Raw genomic sequence first — 25,733 nt, 5'->3', positions numbered from 1 at the left:
TATAGGCTCGTTGCAGACCTGTCACCGCACGGACAGCGGATTCGGGTCCAAGTTGCCTGCTTATCGACCCTTATTTACGGACCCGTTGCAATGCCCCGTCAACTTCACGTCACGATCGACAGTTTTCCGCTGACAAAAGCTTTCAACATTTCGCGCGGCGCCAAGACCGCCGCCGATGTGGTGACCTGCACCATCACCGAAGATGGCAAGTCCGGCCGTGGCGAATGCGTGCCCTACCCGCGCTACGGAGAGACGGTCGAAGGCGTGCGCGACACCATTCAATCCTTCCACGACGCCATCGCATCGGGCATGAGCCGGGATGAGCTGCAAAGCGCCATGGCGGCCGGTGCGGCGCGCAACGCCATTGATTGTGCCCTGTGGGATCTCGAAGCCAAGCTGAGCGGCACACGCGCCTCCTCCACGGCCTGCCGCATGCTGCCCCGCCCGGTTCCCACCGCTGTGACGATTTCGCTCGGCGAACCCGCCGACATGGCTGCCGAAGCCCGCGCGCACGCGTCGCAGAAGCTGCTCAAGGTCAAGGTCGGCACATCCGATGACCGGGCCCGCATGCATGCGGTGGCCAGCGCCGCCCCCAATGCGGAAATCATCCTTGACGCCAATGAAGGCTGGGATGAAGGCAACATTCGCGAACATCTGTTGCTGGCTGCCGAACTGCACGTGGGCCTGATCGAGCAACCATTGCCTGCCGGCAAGGACGAGATTCTGGCCCATATACCGCGTCCGGTGCCGATCTGCGCCGATGAAAGCGTTCACACCCGCGCCGACCTCGATTCGCTGCTTGGCCGCTATGACGCAATCAACATCAAGCTGGACAAGACCGGCGGCCTCACCGAGGCTCTGAAGATGCGTGATCGTGCCCGCGAGCTTGGCTTCGGGGTGATGATCGGCTGCATGGTCGGCTCCTCGCTGGCAATGGCGCCGGCGGTGCTGCTGGCCCAGGACGCCGATTGGGTCGATCTTGACGGGCCGCTGCTGCTCGCCCGCGACCAGTCGCCGGGCCTGGTCTATTCCGGCTCGCTCGTCTCCCCGCCCTCGGCCGACCTCTGGGGTTGAAACCGCCCATCAAACAGGTTCCATTTGAGCGTGATCGGTTCTAGAACTGAATCGAACCACTGAAATGGTTTTTGGAGGGGGGTTGCATGACTTTCGACAGGCTCGGCGCCGATTGCGCTGCATTGAGCCGCCATGCAGCCGCCCGCCTCTCCTCGCACCCAATCCTGATGCCCGGCGAATCGACCGCGACCGGCACACCCATTTGCTTTCAGTAAAGAAGAGCCGCAGATGACCTCCACCGACACCAAACGCGCAGCCGATCCGAAGCCGTCCAGTGGCGAACTGGATGAGAACGCCCTGTTCTATCATCGCTACCCACGTCCCGGTAAGCTCGAGATCCAGGCAACCAAGACGCTGGGCAACCAGCGCGATCTGGCGCTGGCCTATTCGCCCGGCGTTGCCGCGCCCTGCCTCGCCATCCGGGACGACCCCGATGCGGCAGACTCCTACACCGCGCGCGCCAATCTGGTGGCGGTCGTGTCCAACGGCACAGCCGTGCTCGGCCTTGGCAATATCGGGCCGCTGGCCTCCAAGCCGGTGATGGAAGGCAAGGCTGTCCTGTTCAAGAAGTTTGCCGGCATCGACGTTTTCGACATCGAGATCGACGCCCCGGATGTGGAGCGCATGGTCAGCGTGATTTCCGCACTCGAACCGACGTTTGGCGGCATCAATCTTGAGGACATCAAGTCACCGGAATGCTTTGAAGTCGAGCAGCAGCTGCGTGAGATCATGGACATTCCGGTGTTTCATGATGACCAGCATGGCACCGCCATCATCGTCGCAGCCTGCATCCTCAATGGCCTTGAACTGGCCGGCAAGACGCTCGAGGATGCCAAGATCGTCACTTCCGGCGCTGGGGCAGCCGCCCTTGCCTGCCTCAACCTGCTGGTGACGATGGGCGCCAGACGCGAAAACATCTGGGTTCATGACATTGACGGCCTCGTCTATGAGGGGCGCACCGAAATGATGGACCAGTGGAAGTCGATCTACGCGCAGAAATCCGACAACCGGGCGCTGGCCGACTCGATCGGCGGCGCCGACGTGTTTCTCGGCCTGTCGGCTGCGGGCGTGCTCAAGCCGGAGATGCTTGCCAACATGGCAGAGCATCCGTTGATCATGGCGCTGGCCAACCCGTCGCCGGAAATCATGCCGGACGTTGCCCGCGCCGCACGCCCCGATGCGATGATCTGCACCGGGCGGTCCGATTTCCCCAACCAGGTCAACAATGTCCTGTGCTTCCCCTATATCTTCCGCGGGGCGCTCGATTGCGGCGCGCGAACCATCAACGAAGAAATGAAGATGGCTGCCGTTCGCGCCATAGCGGGGCTGGCAAAGGAAGAACCCTCCGACATTGCGGCGCGTGCCTATTCCGGCGAAACGCCGGTGTTTGGCCCGGAATATCTCATTCCCTCTCCCTTCGACCAGCGTTTGATCCTGCGCATCGCACCGGCTGTGGCCGAAGCGGCCACAAAATCCGGCGTCGCCCGCCGGCCGATTGCCGACATGGAAGCCTATGTCGACAAGCTCAACCGCTTTATCTTCCGCTCCGGCCTGATCATGAAGCCGCTGTTCACCTCCGCCAAATCCGCCACCAAGAAGCGCGTGATCTTTGCCGAAGGCGAAGATGAGCGGGTTTTGCGCGCCGCACAGGTGCTCTTGGAAGAAGGCATCGCCGAGCCGATCCTGATCGGCCGTCCCAGCATCATCGAATCCCGCCTCAAGCGATTTGGTCTCCGAATCAGGCCGGGCGTGGATTTTGCCGTCACCAACCCCGAAGATGATCCACGATTTCGCGACTATGTGGATGAATATTTCTCAATTGTCGGACGCAAGGGTGTGATCCCGGAAGCGGCACGCACCATTGTCCGCACCAATGCGACGGTTATTGGCGCCTTGTCCGTGCGCCGCGGCGAGGCCGACGCGCTGATTTGCGGGCTTGAAGGCCGCTACTCCAGACATCTGCGCGATGTGGCGCAGATCATTGGCAAGCGCGAAGGCGTGATCGATTTTTCCGCACTGAGCCTGCTGATTTCGCAGCGGGGCGCGACATTCTTCACCGACACCTATGTCTCCTTCGACCCCAGCGCCGAGGAAATTGCCGAAACCACGATCATGGCGGCCGAAGAAATCCGCCGTTTCGGCATCATCCCGAAAGCAGCACTGCTGTCGCATTCGAATTTCGGCTCACGCGATTCCGAGAGTGCGGACAAGATGCGCCGTGCCCTCAAGATGATCCGCGCGCTGGCCCCCGAATTGGAGGTGGATGGTGAGATGCACGGCGACTCCGCCATATCCGAAGCCCTGCGCCACCGGGTGATGCCCGACAGCACGCTGACGGGTGAAGCCAATCTGCTGGTGTTCCCCACGCTCGACGCGGCCAATATCGCGCTGGGTGTGGTCAAGACGATGACGGACGCCCTGCATGTCGGACCGATCCTGCTCGGCAATGCCCTGCCCGCCCATATTCTTTCGCCATCGGTGACCTCACGCGGTGTGGTCAACATGGTGGCCCTGGCGGTGGTGGAGGCGTCATCCACCGGCTAAGGGCAACGCATCAATGGCGGTTTCCCGGATCCGGCCCCTCGCCCCCGGTTAAGGTAAACAAACGGTTGTGGTTGGCGCCGCCGCGTCTCAGCACTAGTATGAAGACTGTTAGGGTATCCAGGCTATTGTTTGGATACGAAACAACTTTGTACCTGTCCTGGAGACTGTCATGCGTCGCGTTTTTGGTCGCTGTTCCATGATCCTGCTCGCTCTGGGCCTGGCCGGGACTAGCGCGGCGCAGGCATCGAACGTCTGCACACGGCTTCAGGCACAGCTCGGCAACGCCGCCGCAACCGCAGGCTCGTCCGCCAAATTCCAGCGCTACGCCGATGCCGCGGTTCGCCAAGGCCAGCAGATCCGCCAGGTCCGGGCCGATCTCAGCCGTTTTGGCTGCAGGAGCGGCAGCTTCATCGTCAGAGGCGGTCAGAACGCCAAGGCCTGCGCCAAGCTCGGTGCAGCGCACGTCAAAATGCGCGCCAATCTTGATGCGCTCGAACGCAAGCGCGATTCCTACGCCAGCCGCGACAGCAAGCTGGCCGTCCGCCGCATCGAGGCGGCCCTCAGGGCCAATGATTGCGACGGCAGACGTGCGCGCGTGCAGGCCGCCAAGCTCAAAGGGGAGCAGGCAGCCTTGAGCCGGCCCTCCAGAAAACCGGCGGGCGCCGTCTCGGTTGTCCGCACGCAACGAAACCGGGTCGAACGCGCGGCGAGCGCCGGCCGCTCGGACACAAACCGCGCCCGTATCGTCATAGAGCCGAAGGCCTCCCGCGGCGGCAACTACCGGACGCTGTGTGTGCGCAGTTGCGACGGATTTTTCTTTCCCGTCTCCTCCGCTGCGGCTGCGTCGGATTTCGCCCGCGACGAACGCACCTGCCAGATGATGTGTCCGGGGATCAAGACCGAATTGTATTTCCACTCGGCACTGGGTCAGGAAAGCCAAGATATGGTCTCGGCCCGCACCCGGACCCCCTACACGGAAATGCCCAATGCCTTCGCCTACCGCAATGCAGGTGCACCGATGAGCAAGGCCTGCGGCTGCAACATGGCTGCATTTTACAAGGAAATGCAGCGCCGCGAGGCCCTGTTGAATGGCGAGACCAGTGGTGATGAGGCGGTGACCACATGGGTTCGCCCGTTCAGTCGGCCCGATCCCGGCGAGGATCCCGAAACCGCGCTCGAGGCCGACATACACCTGAACCTGAGAGATGTCGCCGCCGTGCTGGCCGCTTCCACCGCAGAACGTCCGCTGACCGAGGACCGGCAACATGTCCGCATGGTCGGCCCGACATTCCTGCCCGATCAGTCCGACCATCTCGATCTCAAGGCTGGCGGCCAGCCGCTGATCCGCTGATCCGGCCCAAACCGTCGCGCGATTGCGACGCCGCGCTAATTCCGGGCGTTGCGCGCCAGCGCTCGGCGGCTGACCTGAATCAGCACCACACTGATGAGCACGCTGTAGACGCCCATGGCAGTGATCTGGGCCGGATAGGACACGCCGGCGTCGATCAGCCCACCGGTCAGACCCGGCCCGACCGCAGTGCCGAATACCATGAAGGCGACGATCAGCGACCTGATCCCGCCAAGATGCCTGGTACCGTAAAGCTCCGGCCACAACGCCCCGAACAGGGTTGACGAAAATCCGTAGGACACGCCCATCAGCGCCATGAACACGTAAGCACCCCAGGGCGCATTGGTGAACGCCAGCACGAAGCACGACAGTGACAGCGGCAGCAGAAAGATCGGCAGCATCCGGATCGCCGAAAACCGGTCAATCAAATGCCCCGAGACCAGCGCAAACAGGATGTTCATCGCCGACATGAGCGCAAAGGATGCAGCAAACACGCTGGGATCCCAACCCCGCAATTCGGACAGGTAGACCTGGTGAAAGAACACCGTCGTGCCGATGAAGGATGGCGCCAGAACCCCGGCCATCGCCGCCCAGAACAACGGATCATGGATCACTTCACTGCGGGTCCACTCCCTTGCAGCCGGTCGGTTGGGGTCGACAACAACCGACTGCGGCGTGCGCTCGCGCCTGAGCAGCGCGTAAATCACCGGCAAGGCCACCAGCATCAGCACGCTTGCGGCCAGCAGCCAGGTGCCGCGCCAGCCCACCAGAGCCGCCGCGGCGACAAAACTGATTGGAAACAGCGCCTCGCCGAAATTGACACCGATGGTGGTCAGCGAGATCGCCCGGCCGCGCTGCGCCGCAAACCAGCGCCCCATCGCGGTCATGGCGATATGGGTGAACATGCCCTGCCCGAACAGCCTGAGCAGATAGATCGCCAGCACCAGAAGCGCCAGGGAGGTGGACCACGCCATCAGCAGGCAGGCAAGCGCCAGCACCGGGGCGGCCAGAGCCACGGTCGAGGCAACGCTGATCCTGTCGATAATCTTGCCGACAAACGGCAGGCTCGCGGCACTCGCCAGCGTGGCGATCATGTACAGGGAGCCAAATCCGCCATGGCTCAATCCATACTCGGCGCGGATGTCGCCGGCTGACAGCGAGATGAAAAACGTCTGCCCGAACGAGGAGAAGAACGTCAGAAAAAAACCGCCGGCGACCCAGCGGGCATTGTCGCGCAGAAATGTCAGAAGCATCAGCGATCCCTGAACCGGTTGGTAATCGGGTAGCGCCTGTCGCGTCCGAAATTCTTGCGGGTGATCTTGACCCCAGGCGCCGACTGGCGGCGCTTGTATTCGGCGAGGTAGAGCAAATGCTCGATGCGGTGGACAATGGCCACGTCATGGCCGCGGGCCACGATGTCCTCGACGCCCATCTCGTTCTCCACCAGGCATTCGAGAATGTCATCAAGCACCGGATAGGGCGGTAGCGAATCCTGATCGGTCTGGTCCGGACGGAGTTCCGCCGAGGGGGCCTTGTCGATAATGTTGACCGGAATGACTTCCCCCGAAGGCCCCAGCGCACCCGGCGGCACATGGGCATTGCGCCAGCGCGACAGGGCATAGACCTGGGTCTTGTAGAGATCCTTGATCGGGTTGAAGCCGCCGTTCATGTCGCCATACAGCGTGGCGTAGCCGACCGACATCTCGCTCTTGTTGCCCGTCGTCACCACCATCGAGCCGAACTTGTTGGAGATCGCCATCAGGATGACGCCGCGCGCCCGGCTTTGCAGGTTCTCTTCGGTGACGCCATCCTCGGTGCCTTCGAACATCTCGCCCAGCGCCGAGAGAAAGCCCTGCACCGGCTCTTCGATCGCCACCGTATCATAGCGGCATCCCAGTGCGGTGGCGCAGGCCTGGGCATCAAGGAGTGAGGTTTCGGTGGTGTAGCGGTAGGGCAGCATGACGGCGCGCAAGCGCTCCTCCCCCAGCGCATCGACGACCAGCGCCGCGCAGATGGCCGAATCAATCCCGCCCGACAGGCCCAGCACCACATTGCGGAAACCGTTCTTGTTGACGTAGTCGCGCAGCCCCAGCATGCAGGCCCGGTAGTCGGCCTCCTCGCGTTCCGGGATGGCCGACATCGGCCCCTTGGCGCAGACCCAGCCGCCATCCTTCTGCCGCTTCCAGGTGGAGACGGACACGGTATCCTCGAACTGGCTCATCTGGAAGGCGAGACTCTTGTCGGCGTTGAGCGCGAAGCTGGCGCCGTCAAACACCAGTTCGTCCTGGCCGCCGACCTGGTTGGCATAGATCAGCGGCAGGCCGCTTTCGATCACCTGTTTGAGCACCACCTGCTGGCGAACTTCAACCTTGCCGCGATAATAGGGCGAACCGTTGGGAACCAGCAGGATTTCAGCACCGCTTTCGCTCAATGTTTCGCACACGCCAAGCTCGCCCCAGATGTCCTCGCACACCGGAATGCCGAGGCGCACGCCGCGCACCGCCACCGGGCCGGGCATGTCGCCGACATCAAACACCCGCTTTTCGTCGAATTCACCGTAATTGGGCAGGTCGACCTTATCGCGCCAGGCGATCTGCTTGCCGCCGTCGAGCACCGCCACCGAATTGAAGCGCTTGCCGGCTTCCGCGCGCGGATAGCCGATGATCACCGCAGGGCCGCCGTCGCCGGTGTCGGCCGCCAGCGCGTCGACCGCCTTGAGGCAACTGGCGAGGAAGGCCGGTTTGAGAACCAGATCCTCGGGCGGATAGCCGGCGATGAACAGTTCGGTAAACAGCACCACATCCGCGCCATGGCGGGCTGCATCTGCCCGCGCCTCACGCGCCTTTGCAAGATTGCCGGCAATATCGCCAACGGTCGGATTGAGCTGGGCGACAGCAATGCGCAAAATGTCGGGCGGAGAAGCTTGGGTCTGGGTCATGAGATTGGTGTTACCCCAACTTGCAGCACTTGCAAATCATCGAAATCGGATCGGCGGATCAATCGGCCGATTGCCCCGCCTTCGTGTAGCCTGCTCCTACTCGTAGCCGCTCTCGTCAGCCCGGCCAAGGCCGGCAACCGCTTCTGCGGTCGCACCGACGGCCGTACCGGTCAGTCTGACCGCCCCAGCTGCACCGCCCACCGCAAGCGAACCGGCACCGGTGAGGGTTCTGGCCACCACATAGCTGCCGCACCCCGACAGGCTGAGAGCTAGCGCGAGCGCAAGACAGGATGGACCAGGGCGGTAGCACAAAATCATGCTGACGCTTTAGAGCAGTTGGCCTGAAGACGAGGTTAAGCCGCTTGAGTTACAGGGGCCGGATCAAACCGCCACATGCTCATCGACAGCACGCCGAATTCGGCGCTGTCATGCAGCAGTTGCGCCGTGCCTGTTTCGCCTGCCGCGCCCATGGCCACGTAGAGCGGCAGCAGATGCTCGTCGGTCGGGTGGTTTTCGACCGCAAACGGCGCCGTCGCGCGATAGGCGAGCAGGCCTGCAATATCGTTGGCCGCCAGCCGCTCGCCCATCCAGGTGGTGAACGCCTGCACCCAGCCCGGCACCGGGGCTGTCCGCTTGCCTGTGCGAAGCGCCTTGAAGGCCTCGCCGAGATTGTGGGTGAACGAGCCCGAGCCGATGACCAGCACGCCGTCGCGGCCAAGGCCTGCGAGCGCCTGGCCCAGCCGGTAATGATGCGCCGGGCCTTGCTGCGGATCGACCGAAACCGAGACCACCGGGATCTGCGCATCGGGATAGATCAGTGTCAGCGGCACCCAGACGCCATGGTCAAAGCCGCGGCTGTCAACCGCGCGGGCGGCAAAACCCGCTGTCTGAAGGCGGCCGGCGATCTGCCGTGCCAGTTCCGGCTCGCCCGGCGCAGGGTATTGAATGGCATAGAGCTCGGGCGCGAAGCCACCGAAATCATGAATGGTTTCGGGCTTCGGATCGGCGGAAACGGCGACATGACCGGTGACCTCGAAATGGGCGCTGACAACCACGATGGCGCGGGGCCGCGGCAGCTCTGCCGCCAGCCGCTTGAGCCAGCCGGCGGCCGCAGTGTCGGCAATCGCCGTATCGGGCGATCCGTGCGAGATGAACAAGGCCGGCAGCGGCGCGGCGGAAAAATCAAGGCGTGCGGTCATGGTCTGTCTCCTTGAGTGCAACCTAGCTGCGGATTGACGTTCACGGTAGATCCAAACTTGATCACTGAGCGTTCGCTTTTGATGAACAACGGTTTCGGCACGCCCGATCCGGCGTGCCAAGGCCGCCGGTCGACCACGTCGACAGGGTTGGGAAGGTCAAATCCGGAGGGCCGCACGCGGGCTTTGCCTTACGGAAAATGTAAAAAACGGTGGCGCAGCACGCGCGCGGCCCGAATCTCGCCGGATGATGTCCGCATCCGACAGGCGTCGGCCTCGCAGCGCACAGGAGCTGGCTTACTCACCTGCCCCTCTTCAGGGCCCTCCGCCCGGGTTGCCCCGGCCGCAGCCTGGACGGACCACGGGAGCTGCTTTGGGCGCAAGTTCCGGCACGGACCCTGACGCAAAACGCGCCATGTCCGCCACAGGCCCGGACTTGTGGGTTCCGCACGCCTCGCCCGCTTGCGCGAGCCAGGACGGGAACCCGGCCCGGTGGCTGGCTTTGCACGGCGCGCACGAAAGAGCGCCGCCCGCCAGCGGAACCGCGTTGGCCATCGCCTCCCCGGCAGCCGCACCCTACGTTAGGACACCTCCACCGGGGCATTCCCTCCCGCCTGCATCGAAACGTTCGCGATCCATCCGGAAGCGGGAGCACGCCGAGTCTGGCACGGCTTCGGGATGTGGGGAAAAGATTGGCGCGGAATTGCGGTAAGGGATTGGAATTGCTGGAGACGCGGGGGGGGGAATCGTCCACGTAAATAAGACGCATTTCGCGGAGTCCAATCTCCCCCCTTGCGGGGGAGATGTCGGTGAAACCGACAGAGGGGGGTGTGGGTCCATACGCACACCGATTCCACGGATCAAGCCGAAGCCTGCCCCCCTCTGTCACTGCGTGACATCTCCCCCGCAAGGGGGGAGATTGGCGCAAGCGGCTGGTTCCGAATATGCCTCACCCACAAAGGTAGAGAGCGGCCTCAGTCCGCCACCCGCAACCCCGCCGAGCCCTTGGCATATTGCGGCAAGCCGTCGGCGATCTGGTAGAAATCGCCCTTGTCGGCGCAGAAGATGTGCTTGGTGAGCGTGAGCCCGGTTGGCTGGTCGAAAGCGCCCGCCAGCACCGAAATGTGCGGGTCCGCCTGATGCTTCCAGAACAGCGCCGAGCCGCAGGTGGCGCAGAAGCCGCGTCTGGCAAATTCGGAGGCCTGGTACCAGGTGATGTTGGCCGCGCCTTCGATCTCGATCCGCTCGTCAGCCACATTGGTGGCGGCGAAATAGAGCCCCGATTGCCGCCGGCACTGCGAACAATGGCAGGCGACGACTTCGCGCAAGGGCCCCCGGGTGCGGAATGACACCGCGCCGCAGTTGCATTTGCCGGTGCGGATCTGAGCGTCTGACATGGGGGCCTCCAGAGGATGGGAATCAGGCTGCGCCATCAAACCACGGACTGGCGCTGCCATGCTACCGACATTTGCGACATCCCGCCGTCATCATCCTCCGCCTCCCAACCCAGGATGATGACGGGTGGAGGTTCGCTGCGTATTTCGAAGAAAATCATGGAGTCTGCACTCTCCGTCATGCCGGACTTGATCCGGCATCCAGCAGGCGAGCGTCCGCGAGCCGGGAGACCAGGTTACCAGGCAAGTGACAGAGTCATACACCGCGCCGACGCGCGGTGGCTGGATCCCGGATCAAGTCCGGGATGACGGGTGGAGAGATCGCGGCCAGAAACCTCACACCCAAAAACGCAAAACGCCGGGGTCTCCCCCGGCGTTTTTGTAATCGTGTCAGACAGGTGCGACCGGCCCCTTACCCGTTCACGACCGCCTTCTGTTCATCCCGTCCGCCCTTCATGCGTTCGGCGACGAGGAAGGCGAGTTCGAGGGCCTGGTCGGCATTAAGACGCGGGTCGCAATGGGTGTGGTAGCGGTCCTGCAGGTCTTCGCCGGTAAGCGCCCGGGCGCCGCCGGTGCATTCGGTGACGTTCTTGCCGGTCATCTCGATATGGATGCCGCCGGGATGGGTGCCCTCGGCGCGGTGGATCTGGAAGAACGAATCCACCTCCGACAGGATCCGCTCGAACGGCCGGGTCTTGTAGTTGTTCATGGTGATGGTGTTGCCATGCATCGGATCGCACGACCACACCACCTTGCGGCCCTCGCGCTCGACGGCGCGAATGAGCTTGGGCAGGTGATCGGCCACCTTGTCGTGACCGAAGCGGGCGATCAGCGTCATCCGGCCGGCTTCATTGGCCGGGTTGAGGATGTCGAGCAGGTTCATCAGATCGTCGGGCTCAAGCGACGGGCCGCATTTGAGACCGATCGGGTTCTTGATGCCGCGGGCAAATTCGACATGGGCGTGGTCGGCCTGCCTTGTGCGGTCGCCGATCCAGATCATGTGACCTGAGGTGGCGTAGAAATCGCCCGAGGTCGAATCGGTGCGGGTCATCGCCTGCTCATAGCCCAGAAGCAGCGCTTCATGGCTGGTGAAGAAATCGGTCTCGCGCAGATTGGAATGGTTGTCGGCGGTAATGCCGATCGCCTTCATGAAATCCATGGTCTCGGAAATCCGGTCAGCCAGCGCCCGGTAGCGCTCGGCCTGGGGGCTGTCCTTGACGAAGCCGAGCATCCACTGGTGCACATTGTCGAGATTGGCGTAGCCGCCCTGGGCAAAGGCGCGCAACAGGTTGAGCGTCGCCGCCGACTGCCGGTAGGCCATGATCTGACGTTCCGGATTGGGAATGCGGTCGGCTTCATTGAAGTCGATGCCATTGATGATGTCGCCACGGTAGCTCGGCAGCGTCGAATCGCCCCGGGTTTCCATCGGACCCGAACGCGGCTTGGCGAACTGACCGGCAATACGGCCGACCTTGACCACCGGCTGCTGGGCGCCAAAGGTCAGAACCACGGCCATCTGCAGGAAGACACGGAAGAAGTCGCGGATATTGTCGGCTTCGTGCTCGGCGAAGCTTTCGGCGCAGTCGCCCCCCTGAAGCAGAAAGCCCCTGCCATCGGCAACGTCGGCAAGCGCCGCGGTCAACCGGCGGGCCTCACCCGCAAACACCAGCGGCGGAAACTTGGCCAGCCGCGCTTCAGTCACTTTCAGCGCCTCTGCATCCGGATATTCCGGGACCTGCTGGATCGGTTTGTCGCGCCAGCTCGATGGGGTCCAGTTCTGTGCCATGTCGTTCACCATGTTGGCCGGGGCTGACCCGGCTGGTTTGCGGGCCACTTGCCCGCGGATCGTTAAATTCACCGGGCTTATAGCGATAGATGAGGCGCGTGCAAACCCGGGCAATGTGAATCAGTCGACCACAGGCTTTACCGCCGGCCCAGGGCGGCCTCAAACACCCCAATTTCCCGCGGCGACAGTTTGACCGCACGCGGATACAGCGGCGCATGCCGGTCCTCGTGGATCGGCGTGTCGAAGGCATGGGTCTCGGTCACGAAACGGTGCACGCCCTCTGGCCCGAATTCGCGGTAAAACCCCTGCATCACCGCATCGAGATAGGACCGCAGGATCGGCGAAGGACCATTGACAGGCGGCGGCTCGTGCCGCGCTTCGTAGACATGCAGCCTGATCTGGGCCGCCACCCCGGCGGCGGGCGCCGGCACGCCGGAGGCAAATGTGAGATCGGCAAGGCTGATGTCGCGGCGGTGATAGCGGAACTCGCGGGCGTCGACGGCGGCGAGATTTTCGGCAAAATCAATCACCAGCAGCCCGTCAATGCCCGCTTTCGGGGCCAAACCGGACGGCGGTTCGACCACCGGGTGCGCGCTCAGCAGCGACGGCCTCAGCCCACCTGCGAACCCAACGCCGGTGCCCTGCCCGGTGTCCGATCCGCTCTCCCGCTCCATCTCCGGTCGGGGGCGCCATGTCCGCCGCCAGCCGCCGAGCCGCGCTGGCCAGGCGGCAACGATACCGGTCCGCAGCGTGGCGCGGTTGACCAGCGAGCCATAGCCGAAATAGCCGACAAGATCATTCGACCGGGCCAGAAGCGCGATTTCGGCGATGGAAGGCACTTGCTGCATCGATGGGTCCCGGCTGAAAGCCAACGGGGCTGCAACAGCCCCCGGAAACCAGAATGGGCGGTTCGTCAGCCTAAGTCAAAGCGGCGCTGGCCGGCGCGCAATTTGCAGATCGGGATGGACAATCGCTGCAGGTGCGGCATCTTGGTGTGATGAACGGCTTGTGCACGAGGCCCCGGCTTCGCTACAGGCCAGAAGGTCGAACGGGGGGTTCCCCGAAGTACAGGCAGTTGCACATGACCCAGATCCCCGACATCATCGCCAAGCTCCGCGTCACCCATGATGCACGCAGGACCCGCCCGCTCGCCTGGCGGCGCGGGCAATTGCTGCGCCTGCGGGCCATGATCACGGAAAACGAGACCGATATCCTGGAGGCGCTTCACGCCGATCTAGGCAGGTCGGGTTTCGAGACCCAGCTTGTCGAGACCGGCACGGTGCTGAGCGAGATCCGCCATGTGCTGGCGCATCTGAAGAGCTGGATGCGGCCGCAGCGGGTGGCGACACCGCTGACCAACCAGCCCGGCCGCAGCGCGGTCATGCCCGAACCGCTTGGCGTGGTGCTGATCCTGGCGCCGTGGAACTATCCGTTCTATCTGATCGGCATGCCGCTGATCGGTGCGATATCCGCCGGCAATTGCGCTGTCCTCAAACCCTCCGAGATATCCGCCCACACCTCGAAGCTGCTGGCCCGGCTGATTCCGGCCTATCTCGACCCCGACGCGATCCGGGTTGTCGAAGGCGGTGTCGAGACATCGACCGAGCTGCTTGCGCAGCATTTTGATCATATCTTTTTCACCGGCAGCGCCAATGTCGGCAAGGTCGTCATGACCGCCGCCGCCAGCCACCTGACCCCGGTGACGCTGGAACTGGGCGGCAAGAGCCCCTGCATTGTCCATGATGACTGCGATCTCGAGATCGCCGCCCGACGAGTGGCCTGGGGCAAGTTCCTCAACGCCGGCCAGACCTGCGTCGCCCCCGATTACGTGCTGGTGCAGGAGAAAGCCGCGGCGCGCTTCGTCGAAGGTCTGAAGGCCACGGTGACGCGGTTTTTCGGAGATGATCCGCAAGCCAGCCCGGATTACGCCCGCATCATCAATGACAAGCATTTCGACCGCGTCAGCAAGCTAATCGGTGACGGCCAGATCGCATGCGGCGGCGAGACCGATGCCTCAACCCGCTACATCGCCCCCACCGTGCTCACCGGCGTCGATCCGGCTGCGCCGGTGATGAACCAGGAGATCTTCGGGCCGGTGCTGCCGGTGATCAGCTACGGTGCCATCGAAGAGGCGATCGATTTCGTCAACCGCCGCCCCAAGCCACTGGCGCTGTATCTGTTTTCCAATTCGCAACAGATCCGCGACCAGGTGCTCGGCCAGACCAGTTCAGGCGGGGCCTGCATCAACGAGGTGGTGACCCACCTTGCCGTTCCCGGATTGCCATTTGGCGGTGTCGGCGCCAGCGGCATGGGCGCCTGCCACGGCCGCGCCTCGTTTGATACATTCAGCCACGCCAAGGCGGTGCTGACCAAATCCGAGCGGTTTGACGTGCCGTTGCGTTATCCGCCGTTTTCCGCGTTGAAATCGCGGCTGATCAGGCTGGTAAGCTGATCGCCAACCCGGCAAGCCACCCGATGCGCTTGATCCGCATCAAGGCCGGTCCCGCCGCGGGCGGGCAGCTTGTCCCCGTTAACGCCTGACCCGAAAGCCAACCATGACTGATCCACTCCACATCGTCTGTCCCGCCTGCCAGGCCAAAAACCGCGTCCCGGCCACCAGGCTTGACGCCAGGCCCACCTGCGGCGCCTGCAAGGCGGCGCTGTTTCCGGGCGTCCCGTTCGAGCTTGATGAGGCGAAACTCGCCAAACATCTCGAGGGTGACGATGTGCCGCTGCTGGTGGATTTCTGGGCGCCCTGGTGCGCGCCGTGCAGGAGCATGGCGCCGATGTTTGCCCAAGCGGCGGCGCAAATGTCACCAAACGTGCGCTTTGCCAAGCTCGACACCGAGCAACACCAAAACGTCGGCGCAAGGTTCCAGATCCGCGGCATCCCGCTGATCATCCTGTTCGACAAGGGCCGCGAGGTGGCCCGCCAGGCCGGTGCCATGGATGCGGGTCAGATTGTCAATTGGGTCAGCCAGCATGTGAAGAGCTGAGGCGGCACCAAGGCAGCTGGGTGAACCCGACAAGCGCGGGTGCGGGGCAAGATCTCGCTTCAAATTCGGCAGCCTGCACCGCCTGACTCACCCTCTCAACACGCTGACTCAATTTATCCGAACAATCGGACAACAGCTTGAAAACGCGCGATTATCCACTCGCCCAAAACGGCCGACCTGGTCTCCGGCCACACCGGATCGCCCTCCGGCGGGCCGAAATCACGATCCGCGCCGGCCACGATCAGTGCGGCTTCGAAAATCTGGCAATTGCGGGCGATCTCGGCGCCGACCAGCCCGGCATCGCCATTGACGATGTCGCGGGCGGCGGCGTAATCGAGCCCGTCAGGTCGGCAGAAATCTTCCAGTTTGCAGGGCCGGAACCAGCCCTCGATCATGCCGGAAAACGCCACATGGGCTGAGATCACCGGGTCGAGGATCAGGTCATAATTCTCGGCCAGGCCGATGCTGACCCCAAACCGCGCCTTGAGCTTTTCTGCGGCAGCCAGGTAATTGCGCCGGTGGGTGAGCTGGATGTCGCCGCCGCCGACCGGATGCCGACCGGTCTCGTCAGCCAGCCAATAGGGTGTCTTGACCCATTTCAGCCGTCCCGCATCATAGGCCGCCTGCAACCGTTCGGCCGAAGTCTTCCGGTCCGGCGCAAATGCCTCCAGCACCGGCTCCATGCGTCCGCCGGTCTCGCGGTAGATCTGTCCGAGTGCCGCGGCCAGAAAGGTGACCGGATAGTCTGCGGCATACCACCGGGCCCAAACATCGAGCTTGAGCGACAGCCCGGCCCGCTGCGCCGCCGTCATGCCACCGGCAAACAGCCGCGCATCGGTGACAGTCAGATGCTCGAAGAAGGCTGTGCGGTCCATCGGCGCTCAGGCAGCGGAGATCAGACCCGCTCGCCCGCCTTCACCCGGTAACTGGGCGTGTACATCGTCACCAGCTCTTCCGATGCGGTCGGATGCACGGCCATGGTGCGGTCGAAATCATCCTTGCTGCAGCCGGCTTTCAGCGCGATGCCGAGAAGCTGCGCCATCTCGCCGGCCTCGTGACCGAGGATATGAACGCCAACCACCTTGCGGTCCTCGGCATTGACGATGATTTTCATGATGGTCTTTTCGGCCCGGCCCGACAAGGTCGCCTTCATCGGACGGAATTCGGCGCGGTAGATCTCAAGTTCATCATATTTTTTCGCCGCCGCCTCCTCCGACAGGCCGACCGTGCCGATCTCGGGTTGCGAGAACACGGCTGTGGCGATCATGTCGTGGTCGGGCGAGCTGGGGTTGTCGCGGTAAAGCGTCTCGACCAGGCACATGGCTTCGTGAATGGCCACCGGGGTCAGTTCGACCCGGCTGGTAACATCACCGACCGCATAGATGCTCTCGACATTGCTGCGCGAATATTCGTCGACAAGGATTTCGCCCCTGGAGCCGGTTTCGACACCCGCCGCCTCCAGACCGAGCCCTTCTGTGTAGGGGTCGCGGCCCAGCGCCAGCATCACCTGATCCGCAACCAGCGCCTTGCCGCCGGATGTGTGGGCAAGCAGACGGCCATCGGGGCCACGTTCGATCTTCGAGAACACTTCATGGCAAAGAATGCGAATGCCCTTCGCCTCCATCGCCGATTGCAGCCCTTGCCGCATGTCCTGGTCAAACCGGGAGAGGATCAGCTGGCCGCGGTAGATCAGCGTGGTCTCCACGCCCATGCCGTGGAAGATATTGGCAAACTCGACGGCGATGTAGCCGCCGCCGGCAATCACGATGGCCTTGGGCAAGTCATCGAGATGAAAGGCCTGGTTGGAATCGATGCACAATTCATGCCCGGGCAGCGCCACATGCGGATTGGGGCGCCCGCCAACCGCGATCAGGATGTGCCGGGCGGTGACCTCCTGCCCGGTCGCCATGATCCGGATCGAGTTGGGGCCGGTGAGTTCGGCGCGCGAGGCAATGATCTCGGCTCCGGCATTTTCCAGCCCGCGCTGGTAAAGCCCCTCCAGCCGTGCGATCTCGCGATCCTTGTTGGCGATCAGCGTCGGCCAGTCGAACGTGCTCTGGCCGACATTCCAGCCAAACCCGCGCGCATCTTCGAAATGCTCGGAGAACTGCGACGCATAGACGAAGAGTTTCTTGGGCACACACCCGCGGATAACGCAGGTGCCGCCAAACCGGTATTCCTCTGCAATCGCGACCTTCTTGCCGAGTCCCGCCGCCAATCGCGCAGTCCGCACACCACCAGACCCGCCGCCAATGACAAACAGGTCGTAATCGAATTCGGTCATGGCAAGATATCCTATTGAGCAATTGAACTTGAGCTAGTCCGGGCACCACCGCCCTCTGGGTCCTTTGGGCACCCGACAGGAGGCGCAGCGCTGTCTCCCGTTGAAACACGGCATATCGCCGACCTATGTAACCACATGAGGTCAAAATAAAAGCCCGAGACGGCTCCCGGGCTTCCAATCCTCCGTCCAATCACGGCAATGTGACGCCGATTGGCACCCTGCTGTCCGGGCTCAGAGCCGGTTAAGGCTGCTTGTCGTCTTCCACCTTCGGGCGGGCTCCGATTTTTTCCTGCAGTGCCTTGTTGACGTTCTGGGCCAGATCGCGGCTAACCCCTGCCGACCAGATTTCGGCGGATTTGATCAACTCACGGGTGACCAGAGGACCGTTGTCGATCAGCTTCTTGCCCGGACCGGAGTTGTAGAAATCCGCAATCGCGATCAGTTCTTCCTTGCTGAAGGCCTTGGCGTAGATCTGCGCGGCTTCCCGTTCCAGGTCGCCCCGGCGCGGCACGATCTTCAGCGCTTCCTCGTCGATGGTGGCGCTGATGACTTCCTGAAGGTCGGCATTGGCCCGAATCAGGTTGGTTTTCAACTGCTCGGCAGACGCGGGGATGATGCCGTCAAACTGATCGGTGGATTTAAGCGCGGTGATGGCTGCGCGGGCTGCGGTGAGGTGATCGGCGCTCAGCTCCTGTGCAACAGCCGGCTGGCCTGCAACTGCGATGCTCGAGGCCACGATCACGCCGGCGCCGAAACGCTTGAGACCGGTGAGGATAGTCATGTTCGGTTTCACTCCTGTTTAATCCTTCGCGAGCAAGGTCCGCGCGCCGCTTTGCGAAGCGATGATCACGGCATTTGCCATATTGAGAAACAATCCGTGTTCGACCACGCCGGGGATGGCGACAAGCCCGTTTGCGAGCGCTTCTGCATCGGGAATGCGGCCAAAAGATGCATCAAGGATAAAATGTCCGCCATCGGTGAGATAGGGGCCGTCCTTGTCCGGCCGCTGTACGATCTCGCCGCTCAGCCCCAGCCCGGCGGCCAGCCGCTCGACTGCAAGCCGTGTCGCAGTCAGGCCGAAGGGGGCCACCTCGATCGGCAAGGGAAACCGCCCGAGCGTGTCGACCAGCTTGGATTCATCGGCGATGACAATCATCCGCGCCGAGGCCGACGCAACGATCTTTTCGCGCAGCAGCGCGCCGCCGCCGCCCTTGATCAATCCCAAAGCGCCGTCGACCTCGTCGGCGCCGTCAATGGTCAAATCCAGTTCCGGCAGGTCATCGAGCGAAAACAGCGGCACGCCAAGTTCGACGCACAGCCTTGCTGTGCGCTCGGACGTCGGCACACCCTGAACATTGAAGCCGCCTGCAACCTTTTCCGCCAGGAGCCGGACGAATTCATCCGCGGTGGAACCGGTGCCGATCCCCAGCCGCATGCCGTCCTCGACATGTGCGAGAGCCGCCTGCGCTGCGGCGATCTTGAGTTGCCGGGCATCCATGCCAGCCTGCCATTGTTGTTGATACTGGCGAGCCTGTTAGCATGGAAGCCAGGCGAGGCAAAGCCCGAGATGACATCTCGGGCCCGGTGATTCCGCTCCGCCTACGTGCAAAGCCTGTTCCATCGCAGCAAGACCGCACAAACAGCCCGGCGCAATTGCCCGAACCCCGCTTCCCTGTTACATCAGCGCCGCCCGGCTGGCACCCGCCGGCAGACATTTCTCATCCGGAGCCCGCATGACACCCACCCTGATTGTTTTTGATCTCGACGGCACATTGATCGATACCGCGCCAGACCTCATGTCCAGCCTCAACCATGTGCTGGCTCTGAATTCTCTCGCCCCTGTCAGCTTCGGGGACATGACCTGGCTGGTTGGCCAGGGCGCCAAGGTGATGATTGAACGGGCCTGGTCGCTGCACAACCACCCCTCCTCGCCCGAACAGCTCGAAGCCGCCTTTGAGGCTTTCCTGGTTCATTATGCCGCCGAAATGCCAGGCAAATCTGCGCCCTACCCCGGATTGATCGCAGCGCTCGACCGGCTCGAAGCCGCCGGCATGACATTGGCTGTCTGCACCAACAAGTCCGAGCAACTGGCGCTGAGCCTGCTTGACTGCCTGGGCCTGACCCGGCGCTTTGCGGCAATCACCGGCGGCGACACCTTCAAGGTCAGGAAGCCGCATGGCGACCATATCCTCGGCACCATCGCCAAAGCCGGCGGCAGCCCGGACAACGCCGTCATGGTCGGAGACAGCGTCAACGACATCCTGGCGGCGCAAAACGCCAACGTCCCGGCCATTGCCGTGCCCTTCGGCTATTCCGACAAGCCGGTGGCGAGCTTCAACCCGGACATCATCATCGAGCATTTCGATGAACTCACGGCGGATCTGATAGGCCGGCTGACGGGGCAGCGCCAGACTGCGGGCTGAACCCGCGGGCGCTGTGAACCGGGCCAGGCCTTGAAAAACCGCAGCCTCCGCCGAACTGGCGCTTGACGCGAGCCCGGCGCTCCGCCTATACCGCCGCTAAATCCTTCGCACCGCCTGAGGCGGACCAGCGACGGGCGCGTAGCTCAGCGGGAGAGCACTGCCTTCACACGGCAGGGGTCACAGGTTCAATCCCTGTCGCGCCCACCATTTGTCCAAAAGTTCACGATCCGGTTTCCAGACGCCTGCCGTCCAGCCGGCCTCACCTGCCGGCAAAACCGCGCGGTTTGATCTGGCGCAGCGCAGGCGCGCCGCAACCAGTGCCATACTCACCCCGAAAGGCGCGCCAGCGGGCACGCCAAGCGGTTGCACAGCGGCGGAAATGCCTTACCTGTCAGTGGAACAATGTCCGTGGCGCAACCAACGGATTGGCGACAAAGGCTGGAGCGAACCGAATGAAAAATCCTTATGATAGCCTCGGCGTGAGCAAACAGGCCACGGATGCAGAGATCAAGCAGGCCTTCAAGCGGCTGGCCAAGAAACATCATCCGGACCTGCATCCCGACGACAAGCAGGCCGAGGCCCGTTTCAAGACTATCTCGGGCGCTTACGAGTTCCTCAAGGACAAGGACAGGCGCCGCCGCTTCGACGCCGGCGAGATCGATGCGTCGGGAGCCGAAACCCAGCAGCACTTTTATCGCGACTACGCAGGCCAGGCCGGTTCGGGGGCCCACGCCGCACAGGACGGGTTTGCCAGCAATGAAGATCTCGAGGACTTCCTCGCCCGCGCCTTTGGCGGCAGGGCCGGCGGCATGGGTGGAGGCATGGGTGGAGGCATGGGCGGCGGCAGGCAAGCGGGGATGAAGGCCCGGGGCCAGGATGTCAGCTACACGCTGCGGGTGCCCTTCAGGACAGCCGCCAAGGGTGGGGTGCAGACCCTGCAATTGCCGGACGGCAAGACCCTCAAGGTCACCATTCCCGAAGGCGCCGAGGATCGCCAGACCCTGCGGCTGAAGGGTCAGGGCATGCCCGGATTTGGCGGCGGTCCGGCCGGCGATGCCTATATCGAACTGCATATCCAGCCCGACGCGCATTTCGTCCGCAAGGCCGATGACGTCCATCTCGAAGTTCCGGTGTCGCTCAAGGAAGCGGTGCTCGGCGCCCGGATCGAGGTGCCGACACTTTCCGGCCCGGTCAGCCTGACGGTCCCGAAAGGCTCCAACACCGGCGCCCGGCTGCGGCTGAAGGATCGTGGCATCCGCAACGCCAAAACCGGTCAGAAAGGCCATCAATATGTCACGCTGAAAGTGGTGCTGCCGGTCCAGGAAGAGCCGGAGCTGGCGGAATTCCTCGACTCATGGACACCGCGCCATAGGCAAACCCCGCGCAAGGAGATTCTGTGATGAGAAAACTTGAAGAGGTCATCCTGCTGGCGCCGGAACTGACGCGGGACGATCTGGACCGATGGATCCGCGACGCGTTGATTGAGGCCGAGCCCGATCCGGTGGAGCCGATGTTCACCGAAATCCAGTATGCCCGCGTGCGGCTGATCTGCACCCTGCGCTTTGATATGGATGTCGAGGAGGAAACCCTTCCAGTGGTTCTGGGGCTGCTCGACCAGTTGCACGAAACCCGCCAGCGGCTGCACACGCTGAGCCAGGCGGTGCTGGCGCAGGACGAGGAGGTCAAGGCCGCTGTTCTTGAGGCACTGTCGCAGACCAAACCGTCGGACGGCGGCTGAGTCCGGCCAGCTTATACCGCCTGCCCGGGCGTGGCCTGCCCATCTGTTCCGCCGGCCGGGCGGGCTCGGGCGAAGACTGCGGCGCACGCGCATGGCGGCACTGGTACTGGCTTAAAACATTGACTGCGAAGACTTTAAGCAACGCTAATAAACACACGTGACGCAGCATGCATGAGGCAAGGCTATCGAAAGTCAATCTTGCGCCTTTGCTTCTGACACTTGCAGCCTTCCATGCACAACCAACATTGAGAATTGCGCCATACTTTTTTAAGGGGTATCGTCCGCCTGCCATGGCCGGAGTCGGGCATTTTAGAGCGAAATAATTTCAGGTTACCCAATGAGTGCGCAGGACATTTCGGTTTTCGAATACATTGAGCGGGTCGAAAGCCACGGCAGCATAGACGACCTGCTTGATGATTTGTTGCGCGTGGTCGGGGATTTCGGCTTTCACCACATGATCTATACCGGTCTGCCGGTCGGCAACAATCCGATTGATCCACTGGTCAAATCCAACCGTTTCCCGCAGGAATGGTGGGATCTGTATGTGGAACAGGATTACGCCAGGAACGATGCGGTCTGCCAGCAGGTCTATTCGACTGTCGCGCCGTTTGTCTGGTCGGAAGCCCAGCCGCAGTTCACCGCACGCGACGGTGCAGTCGCCATTGCCGGCAAGGCTGCCGAACATGGCCTGGTGGATGGTTATGTGGTGCCGGTGTTCTCACGCGATGAGTGGCTGTCGGCCATCTCCTTTGGCGGCCCGGAAAAACTCGATCTGAGCCCGAGGGATCGCGGCGCGCTCAACCTGTTGGCCATCTACACATCCTCGGCCATCGAACGCCGCCAGCAAAGGCAACCCGTCCGCGCCACGCTGAGCGATCGCGAGCGCGAAGTGCTGTTGTGGACATCGGCGGGAAAATCCTGCTGGGAAGTGTCGGTAATCCTGGGCGTAAGCGAACAGACGATCCGCTATCATACCGCCAGCATCCGCCATAAGCTCAATGCCAGCAACACCGTCCACGCGGTCGCCCGGGCTCTCCAGCGGGGCGAAATCAACCTCGGTCAACTGGCGGAATCGCTAGGCGACATGACCTAGCCCGCCTGCTTATCATTTCCCCTTTGTTTCAAGGGGAAATGAGATGATCGAAGCGCACATTGTCAACGCCCGGAACAAACATCTTTATCACCGGGAATTCGAAGAGTTTCTGCGCCGCCGCCATGAATATTACGCCGTGGCCAACCGCTGGGTGCCGATCAGCGACGACGGGCTGGAGCTCGATCCGTTCGACACGCCGCAGGCCACCTATATTCTGGGCATGCTCGGGGACCGGGTTGTCACCTCCGCCCGGCTGATGCCCACGACCGTACCGAACCTGGTTTCCGAAGAATTCCCACATATGTGCGAGAATATCGGACTGCCCTGCAGCCAGGATTGGGCCGACTGGACCCGAACCTACGTTCTGCCCGAATACCGCGGCGTCGGCGCCACCGGAATTCTCGGCCAGATGTTCTGCGCGGTGATGGAATACTGTCTTGACGAGGGCATTAGCCACACCGGCGGAGTGCTGCAGCAATTCCTGCTCAAACGCTGGCTGGATCTGGGCTGGAAGGTGATCCCGGCAGGATTGCCGCGCGTCCTGTCGGGCGACTGGTGCCTGGTGGCCTATGTCGAAGTCACCGAAAAGGCCCTGCAGTCGGGCCGTCTTCACGCCTCGGTCAGTCGGCCGTTGCTGGTACGCCAGGGTGCCCAATTGCCCTTCATCACCCCAGCCAAGCGTCCGGTTGCGGAGGCTGTCTCATGACAGGAAGGCGATTGAACACCGATCAGACCGTGACACTGCTGAAGATTCAGGCGCTTCTGGCGGGTGCTTATGAGCTGTCACAGAGCCTGGATGGGATGTCCCAGCGCGCAGACACCAGATTCATGTCCTATCTGATCAGAATGGCGCGCATGGAGGTTCGCTCCAGTTTCGAAAACACCGGCAAGCCTGCCAATGCCTCCGGCAAGGGTGACAATTTCGACCGCTGACAGCCCCCTGCCCTTGCGCCCCACCGGCGCGTGCGGCGCCGCTCGCCGGTGTTCGCGCGATCCGGTGCCAGCGCCGCAGCGGACAAGCATAAAAACATCCGCCAGCGCACGACCGCCCCCGTTTTCACCATTCCTTAAACCGTGCTGCTTAAGATCCGCGCACGAGGTTCCCTTTCGGGAAAGCATGATGCGCGCTCGCCCGCCTGTTGATCCCACTCGATCCGGGCATGTTCGAAAAACCGGACCCACCAGCGCAATTGCGGCAGCCGCCTATTCTGGGGGTCGCCAAATTGGCGCCGACAGCATCAAATTCAATTGTTAAATCGCGTAAGGAGTTCATTGTGGCAAGCCAGAAATCAGACACGGGTAAGCCTGAAAGCAGCACAGACGCCATGATGGGTCTGGTGTCGAAGATGCTTGCCGCCATCACCGTCATCCTCACAACATTGTTTTTTGCGGCAAGCTTCGGTGTCGGTCCCATCGGCCTGATGCAGACGCTGAAGGGGCTCGCTATTGTGCTGGTGCCGATGCTGGCGCTGTGTGCCCTGGCCGCGATCTTCCTCGCGCCGAAGGCCGGCGCCCAGGCAGAAGCGCACACCGCGAAAATCACCGCACTCAGCGAATTTCAGTCCAAGGTCGCCTCGCAGATCCTGGCGCTGCAAAATCAGCTCGACGCGCTCAGCGGCCAGGACATCAAGGCGCTCAAGGCCCGCAATGCCGAGCTGCAGGCCGAGCTTGACGCCATTCATCAGCTCGAGCGCGACAAGGTTGACGGCGAGATCGAAGCGCTGCGCAAGCGCAACGAGGAACTCGAGGAGCAGATCAAGAAATGGGCGTTTGAGGCTGTTGGCAAGAATGTCGCCGGCCAGCCGGTGCAGCCGATGAAGGCAGCCTGACCCGGCCCCCGGCCTGGAACCATGAAATCCAAGGTGTTTTCAGCGCCTTACGCCTCCGGCCCGCCAGACGGTGCCGGGGGCGTTTTATTGTCAAAGCAGCTAAAGCAGATCCACCGCAGCACCTGTTGCCAGCGACTGCGCCGCCGCGTCGGCGATCAGTTGCGCGGCCAGCCCGTCGCGGATGCCGGGTGACGGGGCCTGGCCCGATTGCAGGCAGGCGACGAAATGCGCCATCTCGGCCAGATAGGCGCCGGCATAGCGCTCGAGGAAGAAGTGCTGTGCCGGCGCCGTGCGAAAGCCGGTTTCCCCGGCAAATTCGACATTGTCCTTGCGCATATTGTCAGCCCTGAGCAGCCCGCGCGCGCCATGCACCTCGACCCGCTGGTCATAGCCATAACTGGCCCGGCGCGAATTCGAGATCTGGCAGATCTTGCCCGACGCGGTGGTCAGCACGGCGACAGCGGTGTCGACATCGCCGGCCTCGCCGATCGCCGGATCGACCAGCGCCGAACCGGTGGCATAGACACGGACAATGTCTTCGCCGAGCAGGAATCGCGCCATGTCAAAATCATGAATCATCATGTCGCGGAACAGACCGCCTGAACTCTGGATGTAGGAGACCGGCGGTGGCGACGGATCGCGCGACAGGATTGTGACCAGTTCGACATCACCAATCTCGCCGTCACAGATGCGGGCGCGAATGGCGGCAAAGCCGGCATCGAAGCGCCGGTTGAAGCCGGTGAGGAACGGCACCCCGGCCGTGTCCACGGTCGTGATGCAGTCGCGGATCCGCGCAGCCGACATGTCAACCGGCTTTTCGCAGAAAATCGCCTTGCCGGCTTTCGCACTGGCCTGGATCAGATCGAAATGCGTGTCCGTGGGCGTGCCGATGATCACCGCATCGATATCAGGGCTGGCAATCATCTGCTCGGCTGTCATCACCTTGGCGCCGGTTTTGACCGCCAGGGCATTTGCGGCGTCGGCAAAGGCATCGGCCACCGCCGCCACCCGGGCGCCCTCGACAAGCGCCACGCTGCGGGCATGAACCTGGCCGATGCGGCCGCAGCCGAGAATTCCAATATTGACCATG

The 25,733-nt window shown here is 62.9% G+C and carries 24 protein-coding genes and 1 tRNA gene; 13 read left to right on the top strand and 12 right to left on the bottom strand.

Annotation, left to right across the window (positions count from 1 at the left end; translation table 11 throughout):
- Positions 1 to 90: 90 nt before the first annotated feature.
- The 3 genes from dgcA (at position 91) to PZ897_RS04445 (ending at position 4,969) form a co-directional block, all read left to right on the top strand.
- Positions 91 to 1,074, top strand: coding sequence for an N-acetyl-D-Glu racemase DgcA (gene dgcA, locus PZ897_RS04455; protein WP_275750293.1), 984 nt, complete (start codon positions 91 to 93; stop codon positions 1,072 to 1,074).
- 228 nt (positions 1,075 to 1,302) lie between these two features.
- Complete coding sequence (locus tag PZ897_RS04450; RefSeq protein WP_275750291.1) at positions 1,303 to 3,618, top strand: NADP-dependent malic enzyme; 2,316 nt, start codon at positions 1,303 to 1,305, stop codon at positions 3,616 to 3,618.
- A gap of 169 nt (positions 3,619 to 3,787) precedes the next feature.
- Positions 3,788 to 4,969, top strand: a complete 1,182-nt coding sequence (locus PZ897_RS04445) for a DUF2865 domain-containing protein (protein WP_275750289.1) — start codon at positions 3,788 to 3,790, stop codon at positions 4,967 to 4,969.
- Between the two features lie 35 nt (positions 4,970 to 5,004).
- On the opposite strand, the gene PZ897_RS04440 is transcribed toward PZ897_RS04445, so the two are convergent.
- The 7 genes from PZ897_RS04440 to PZ897_RS04410 all read right to left on the bottom strand — a co-directional run bounded on the left by PZ897_RS04440 (position 5,005) and on the right by PZ897_RS04410 (position 13,128).
- Positions 5,005 to 6,222: an MFS transporter gene (locus PZ897_RS04440; protein ID WP_275750474.1), complete on the bottom strand. Its 1,218-nt coding sequence runs from the start codon at positions 6,220 to 6,222 to the stop codon at positions 5,005 to 5,007.
- Positions 6,219 to 7,904 (bottom strand): NAD+ synthase, encoded by a 1,686-nt coding sequence (locus PZ897_RS04435; protein WP_275750287.1) that lies wholly within the window; start codon positions 7,902 to 7,904, stop codon positions 6,219 to 6,221. The genes PZ897_RS04440 and PZ897_RS04435 overlap by 4 nt, the downstream gene beginning before the upstream one ends.
- Positions 7,905 to 8,000: 96 nt before the next feature.
- Positions 8,001 to 8,222: a hypothetical protein gene (locus tag PZ897_RS04430; RefSeq protein WP_275750286.1), complete on the bottom strand. Its 222-nt coding sequence runs from the start codon at positions 8,220 to 8,222 to the stop codon at positions 8,001 to 8,003.
- A 35-nt stretch (positions 8,223 to 8,257) separates the two neighbouring features.
- Positions 8,258 to 9,103: a class III extradiol ring-cleavage dioxygenase gene (locus PZ897_RS04425; RefSeq protein ID WP_275750284.1), complete on the bottom strand. Its 846-nt coding sequence runs from the start codon at positions 9,101 to 9,103 to the stop codon at positions 8,258 to 8,260.
- A 971-nt stretch (positions 9,104 to 10,074) separates the two neighbouring features.
- The gene (locus tag PZ897_RS04420) at positions 10,075 to 10,497 is read right to left on the bottom strand and encodes a GFA family protein (protein WP_275750283.1); all 423 of its coding nucleotides are present in this window, start codon (positions 10,495 to 10,497) and stop codon (positions 10,075 to 10,077) included.
- Between the two features lie 409 nt (positions 10,498 to 10,906).
- The gene (locus tag PZ897_RS04415) at positions 10,907 to 12,280 is read right to left on the bottom strand and encodes a 3-deoxy-7-phosphoheptulonate synthase class II (protein ID WP_275750281.1); all 1,374 of its coding nucleotides are present in this window, start codon (positions 12,278 to 12,280) and stop codon (positions 10,907 to 10,909) included.
- A gap of 137 nt (positions 12,281 to 12,417) precedes the next feature.
- Positions 12,418 to 13,128 carry a gamma-glutamylcyclotransferase gene (locus PZ897_RS04410; RefSeq protein ID WP_275750280.1) on the bottom strand — a complete coding sequence of 237 codons (711 nt, stop codon included), beginning with the start codon at positions 13,126 to 13,128 and terminating at the stop codon, positions 12,418 to 12,420.
- Positions 13,129 to 13,361: 233 nt separating this feature from the next.
- Here PZ897_RS04410 and PZ897_RS04405 point away from each other — a divergent pair, with 233 nt between their 5' ends.
- Both PZ897_RS04405 and trxC read left to right on the top strand, forming a co-directional pair.
- Entirely contained in the window at positions 13,362 to 14,732 is a 1,371-nt protein-coding gene (locus PZ897_RS04405) for an aldehyde dehydrogenase family protein (protein ID WP_275750279.1), read from the top strand.
- A gap of 103 nt (positions 14,733 to 14,835) precedes the next feature.
- Positions 14,836 to 15,276: a thioredoxin TrxC gene (trxC, locus tag PZ897_RS04400; RefSeq protein ID WP_275750278.1), complete on the top strand. Its 441-nt coding sequence runs from the start codon at positions 14,836 to 14,838 to the stop codon at positions 15,274 to 15,276.
- A gap of 113 nt (positions 15,277 to 15,389) precedes the next feature.
- Here trxC and PZ897_RS04395 read toward each other — a convergent pair whose 3' ends face one another.
- From PZ897_RS04395 to rpiA, 4 genes are all read right to left on the bottom strand, one after another.
- Positions 15,390 to 16,151: a hypothetical protein gene (locus PZ897_RS04395; protein WP_275750276.1), complete on the bottom strand. Its 762-nt coding sequence runs from the start codon at positions 16,149 to 16,151 to the stop codon at positions 15,390 to 15,392.
- Between the two features lie 20 nt (positions 16,152 to 16,171).
- Positions 16,172 to 17,560, bottom strand: coding sequence for a glutathione-disulfide reductase (gene gor / locus PZ897_RS04390; RefSeq protein ID WP_275750274.1), 1,389 nt, complete (start codon positions 17,558 to 17,560; stop codon positions 16,172 to 16,174).
- Between the two features lie 241 nt (positions 17,561 to 17,801).
- Positions 17,802 to 18,341: a DUF2059 domain-containing protein gene (locus tag PZ897_RS04385; RefSeq protein WP_275750273.1), complete on the bottom strand. Its 540-nt coding sequence runs from the start codon at positions 18,339 to 18,341 to the stop codon at positions 17,802 to 17,804.
- Positions 18,342 to 18,359: 18 nt separating this feature from the next.
- Entirely contained in the window at positions 18,360 to 19,058 is a 699-nt protein-coding gene (gene rpiA, locus PZ897_RS04380; RefSeq protein WP_275750271.1) for a ribose-5-phosphate isomerase RpiA, read from the bottom strand.
- Positions 19,059 to 19,293: 235 nt separating this feature from the next.
- On the opposite strand from rpiA, the gene PZ897_RS04375 reads away from it, so the two are divergent.
- The 8 genes from PZ897_RS04375 (at position 19,294) to PZ897_RS04340 (ending at position 24,643) form a co-directional block, all read left to right on the top strand.
- Positions 19,294 to 19,983, top strand: a complete 690-nt coding sequence (locus PZ897_RS04375; protein WP_275750269.1) for an HAD family hydrolase — start codon at positions 19,294 to 19,296, stop codon at positions 19,981 to 19,983.
- A gap of 132 nt (positions 19,984 to 20,115) precedes the next feature.
- Positions 20,116 to 20,190, top strand: a tRNA-Val gene (locus tag PZ897_RS04370).
- Positions 20,191 to 20,435: 245 nt separating this feature from the next.
- Entirely contained in the window at positions 20,436 to 21,383 is a 948-nt protein-coding gene (locus tag PZ897_RS04365) for a DnaJ C-terminal domain-containing protein (protein WP_275750267.1), read from the top strand.
- Positions 21,383 to 21,721, top strand: a complete 339-nt coding sequence (locus PZ897_RS04360) for a hypothetical protein (protein WP_275750266.1) — start codon at positions 21,383 to 21,385, stop codon at positions 21,719 to 21,721. The genes PZ897_RS04365 and PZ897_RS04360 overlap by 1 nt, the downstream gene beginning before the upstream one ends.
- A gap of 337 nt (positions 21,722 to 22,058) precedes the next feature.
- A complete protein-coding gene (locus PZ897_RS04355; RefSeq protein ID WP_275750265.1) occupies positions 22,059 to 22,814 on the top strand; it encodes an autoinducer binding domain-containing protein in 756 nt (251 codons plus the stop codon).
- Positions 22,815 to 22,857: 43 nt separating this feature from the next.
- Positions 22,858 to 23,520 carry an acyl-homoserine-lactone synthase gene (locus tag PZ897_RS04350; RefSeq protein WP_275750264.1) on the top strand — a complete coding sequence of 221 codons (663 nt, stop codon included), beginning with the start codon at positions 22,858 to 22,860 and terminating at the stop codon, positions 23,518 to 23,520.
- Between the two features lie 11 nt (positions 23,521 to 23,531).
- The gene (locus PZ897_RS04345) at positions 23,532 to 23,747 is read left to right on the top strand and encodes a hypothetical protein (RefSeq protein WP_275750263.1); all 216 of its coding nucleotides are present in this window, start codon (positions 23,532 to 23,534) and stop codon (positions 23,745 to 23,747) included.
- Between the two features lie 341 nt (positions 23,748 to 24,088).
- Positions 24,089 to 24,643 carry a hypothetical protein gene (locus PZ897_RS04340; RefSeq protein WP_275750261.1) on the top strand — a complete coding sequence of 185 codons (555 nt, stop codon included), beginning with the start codon at positions 24,089 to 24,091 and terminating at the stop codon, positions 24,641 to 24,643.
- Positions 24,644 to 24,742: 99 nt separating this feature from the next.
- Here the strand turns inward: PZ897_RS04340 and iolG are convergent, their stop codons facing one another.
- Positions 24,743 to 25,732 (bottom strand): inositol 2-dehydrogenase, encoded by a 990-nt coding sequence (gene iolG / locus PZ897_RS04335; protein ID WP_275750259.1) that lies wholly within the window; start codon positions 25,730 to 25,732, stop codon positions 24,743 to 24,745.
- Position 25,733: the final 1 nt, after the last annotated feature.

The sequence above is a fragment of the Hoeflea sp. YIM 152468 genome, from assembly GCF_029210485.1.
Classification (GTDB): domain Bacteria; phylum Pseudomonadota; class Alphaproteobacteria; order Rhizobiales; family Rhizobiaceae; genus Hoeflea.
Note: the sequence above shows the minus strand (reverse complement) of the source record. Positions and strands in the feature narration are given on the sequence as shown.

What these genes read in the sequence shown, in the direction of transcription:
- PZ897_RS04435 (WP_275750287.1), bottom strand. Translation starts at nt 7,904, where the DNA reads ATGACCCAGACCCAAGCTTCTCCGCCCGACATTTTGCGCATTGCTGTC.
- PZ897_RS04365 (WP_275750267.1), top strand. Translation starts at nt 20,436, where the DNA reads ATGAAAAATCCTTATGATAGCCTCGGCGTGAGCAAACAGGCCACGGAT.
- PZ897_RS04405 (WP_275750279.1), top strand. Translation starts at nt 13,362, where the DNA reads ATGACCCAGATCCCCGACATCATCGCCAAGCTCCGCGTCACCCATGAT.
- trxC (WP_275750278.1), top strand. Translation starts at nt 14,836, where the DNA reads ATGACTGATCCACTCCACATCGTCTGTCCCGCCTGCCAGGCCAAAAAC.
- PZ897_RS04350 (WP_275750264.1), top strand. Translation starts at nt 22,858, where the DNA reads ATGATCGAAGCGCACATTGTCAACGCCCGGAACAAACATCTTTATCAC.
- gor (WP_275750274.1), bottom strand. Translation starts at nt 17,560, where the DNA reads ATGACCGAATTCGATTACGACCTGTTTGTCATTGGCGGCGGGTCTGGT.
- PZ897_RS04430 (WP_275750286.1), bottom strand. Translation starts at nt 8,222, where the DNA reads ATGATTTTGTGCTACCGCCCTGGTCCATCCTGTCTTGCGCTCGCGCTA.
- PZ897_RS04410 (WP_275750280.1), bottom strand. Translation starts at nt 13,128, where the DNA reads ATGCAGCAAGTGCCTTCCATCGCCGAAATCGCGCTTCTGGCCCGGTCG.
- PZ897_RS04450 (WP_275750291.1), top strand. Translation starts at nt 1,303, where the DNA reads ATGACCTCCACCGACACCAAACGCGCAGCCGATCCGAAGCCGTCCAGT.
- PZ897_RS04395 (WP_275750276.1), bottom strand. Translation starts at nt 16,151, where the DNA reads ATGGACCGCACAGCCTTCTTCGAGCATCTGACTGTCACCGATGCGCGG.
- PZ897_RS04375 (WP_275750269.1), top strand. Translation starts at nt 19,294, where the DNA reads ATGACACCCACCCTGATTGTTTTTGATCTCGACGGCACATTGATCGAT.
- dgcA (WP_275750293.1), top strand. Translation starts at nt 91, where the DNA reads ATGCCCCGTCAACTTCACGTCACGATCGACAGTTTTCCGCTGACAAAA.
- PZ897_RS04420 (WP_275750283.1), bottom strand. Translation starts at nt 10,497, where the DNA reads ATGTCAGACGCTCAGATCCGCACCGGCAAATGCAACTGCGGCGCGGTG.
- PZ897_RS04360 (WP_275750266.1), top strand. Translation starts at nt 21,383, where the DNA reads ATGAGAAAACTTGAAGAGGTCATCCTGCTGGCGCCGGAACTGACGCGG.
- PZ897_RS04355 (WP_275750265.1), top strand. Translation starts at nt 22,059, where the DNA reads ATGAGTGCGCAGGACATTTCGGTTTTCGAATACATTGAGCGGGTCGAA.
- iolG (WP_275750259.1), bottom strand. Translation starts at nt 25,732, where the DNA reads ATGGTCAATATTGGAATTCTCGGCTGCGGCCGCATCGGCCAGGTTCAT.
- rpiA (WP_275750271.1), bottom strand. Translation starts at nt 19,058, where the DNA reads ATGGATGCCCGGCAACTCAAGATCGCCGCAGCGCAGGCGGCTCTCGCA.
- PZ897_RS04425 (WP_275750284.1), bottom strand. Translation starts at nt 9,103, where the DNA reads ATGACCGCACGCCTTGATTTTTCCGCCGCGCCGCTGCCGGCCTTGTTC.
- PZ897_RS04445 (WP_275750289.1), top strand. Translation starts at nt 3,788, where the DNA reads ATGCGTCGCGTTTTTGGTCGCTGTTCCATGATCCTGCTCGCTCTGGGC.
- PZ897_RS04385 (WP_275750273.1), bottom strand. Translation starts at nt 18,341, where the DNA reads ATGACTATCCTCACCGGTCTCAAGCGTTTCGGCGCCGGCGTGATCGTG.
- PZ897_RS04415 (WP_275750281.1), bottom strand. Translation starts at nt 12,280, where the DNA reads ATGGCACAGAACTGGACCCCATCGAGCTGGCGCGACAAACCGATCCAG.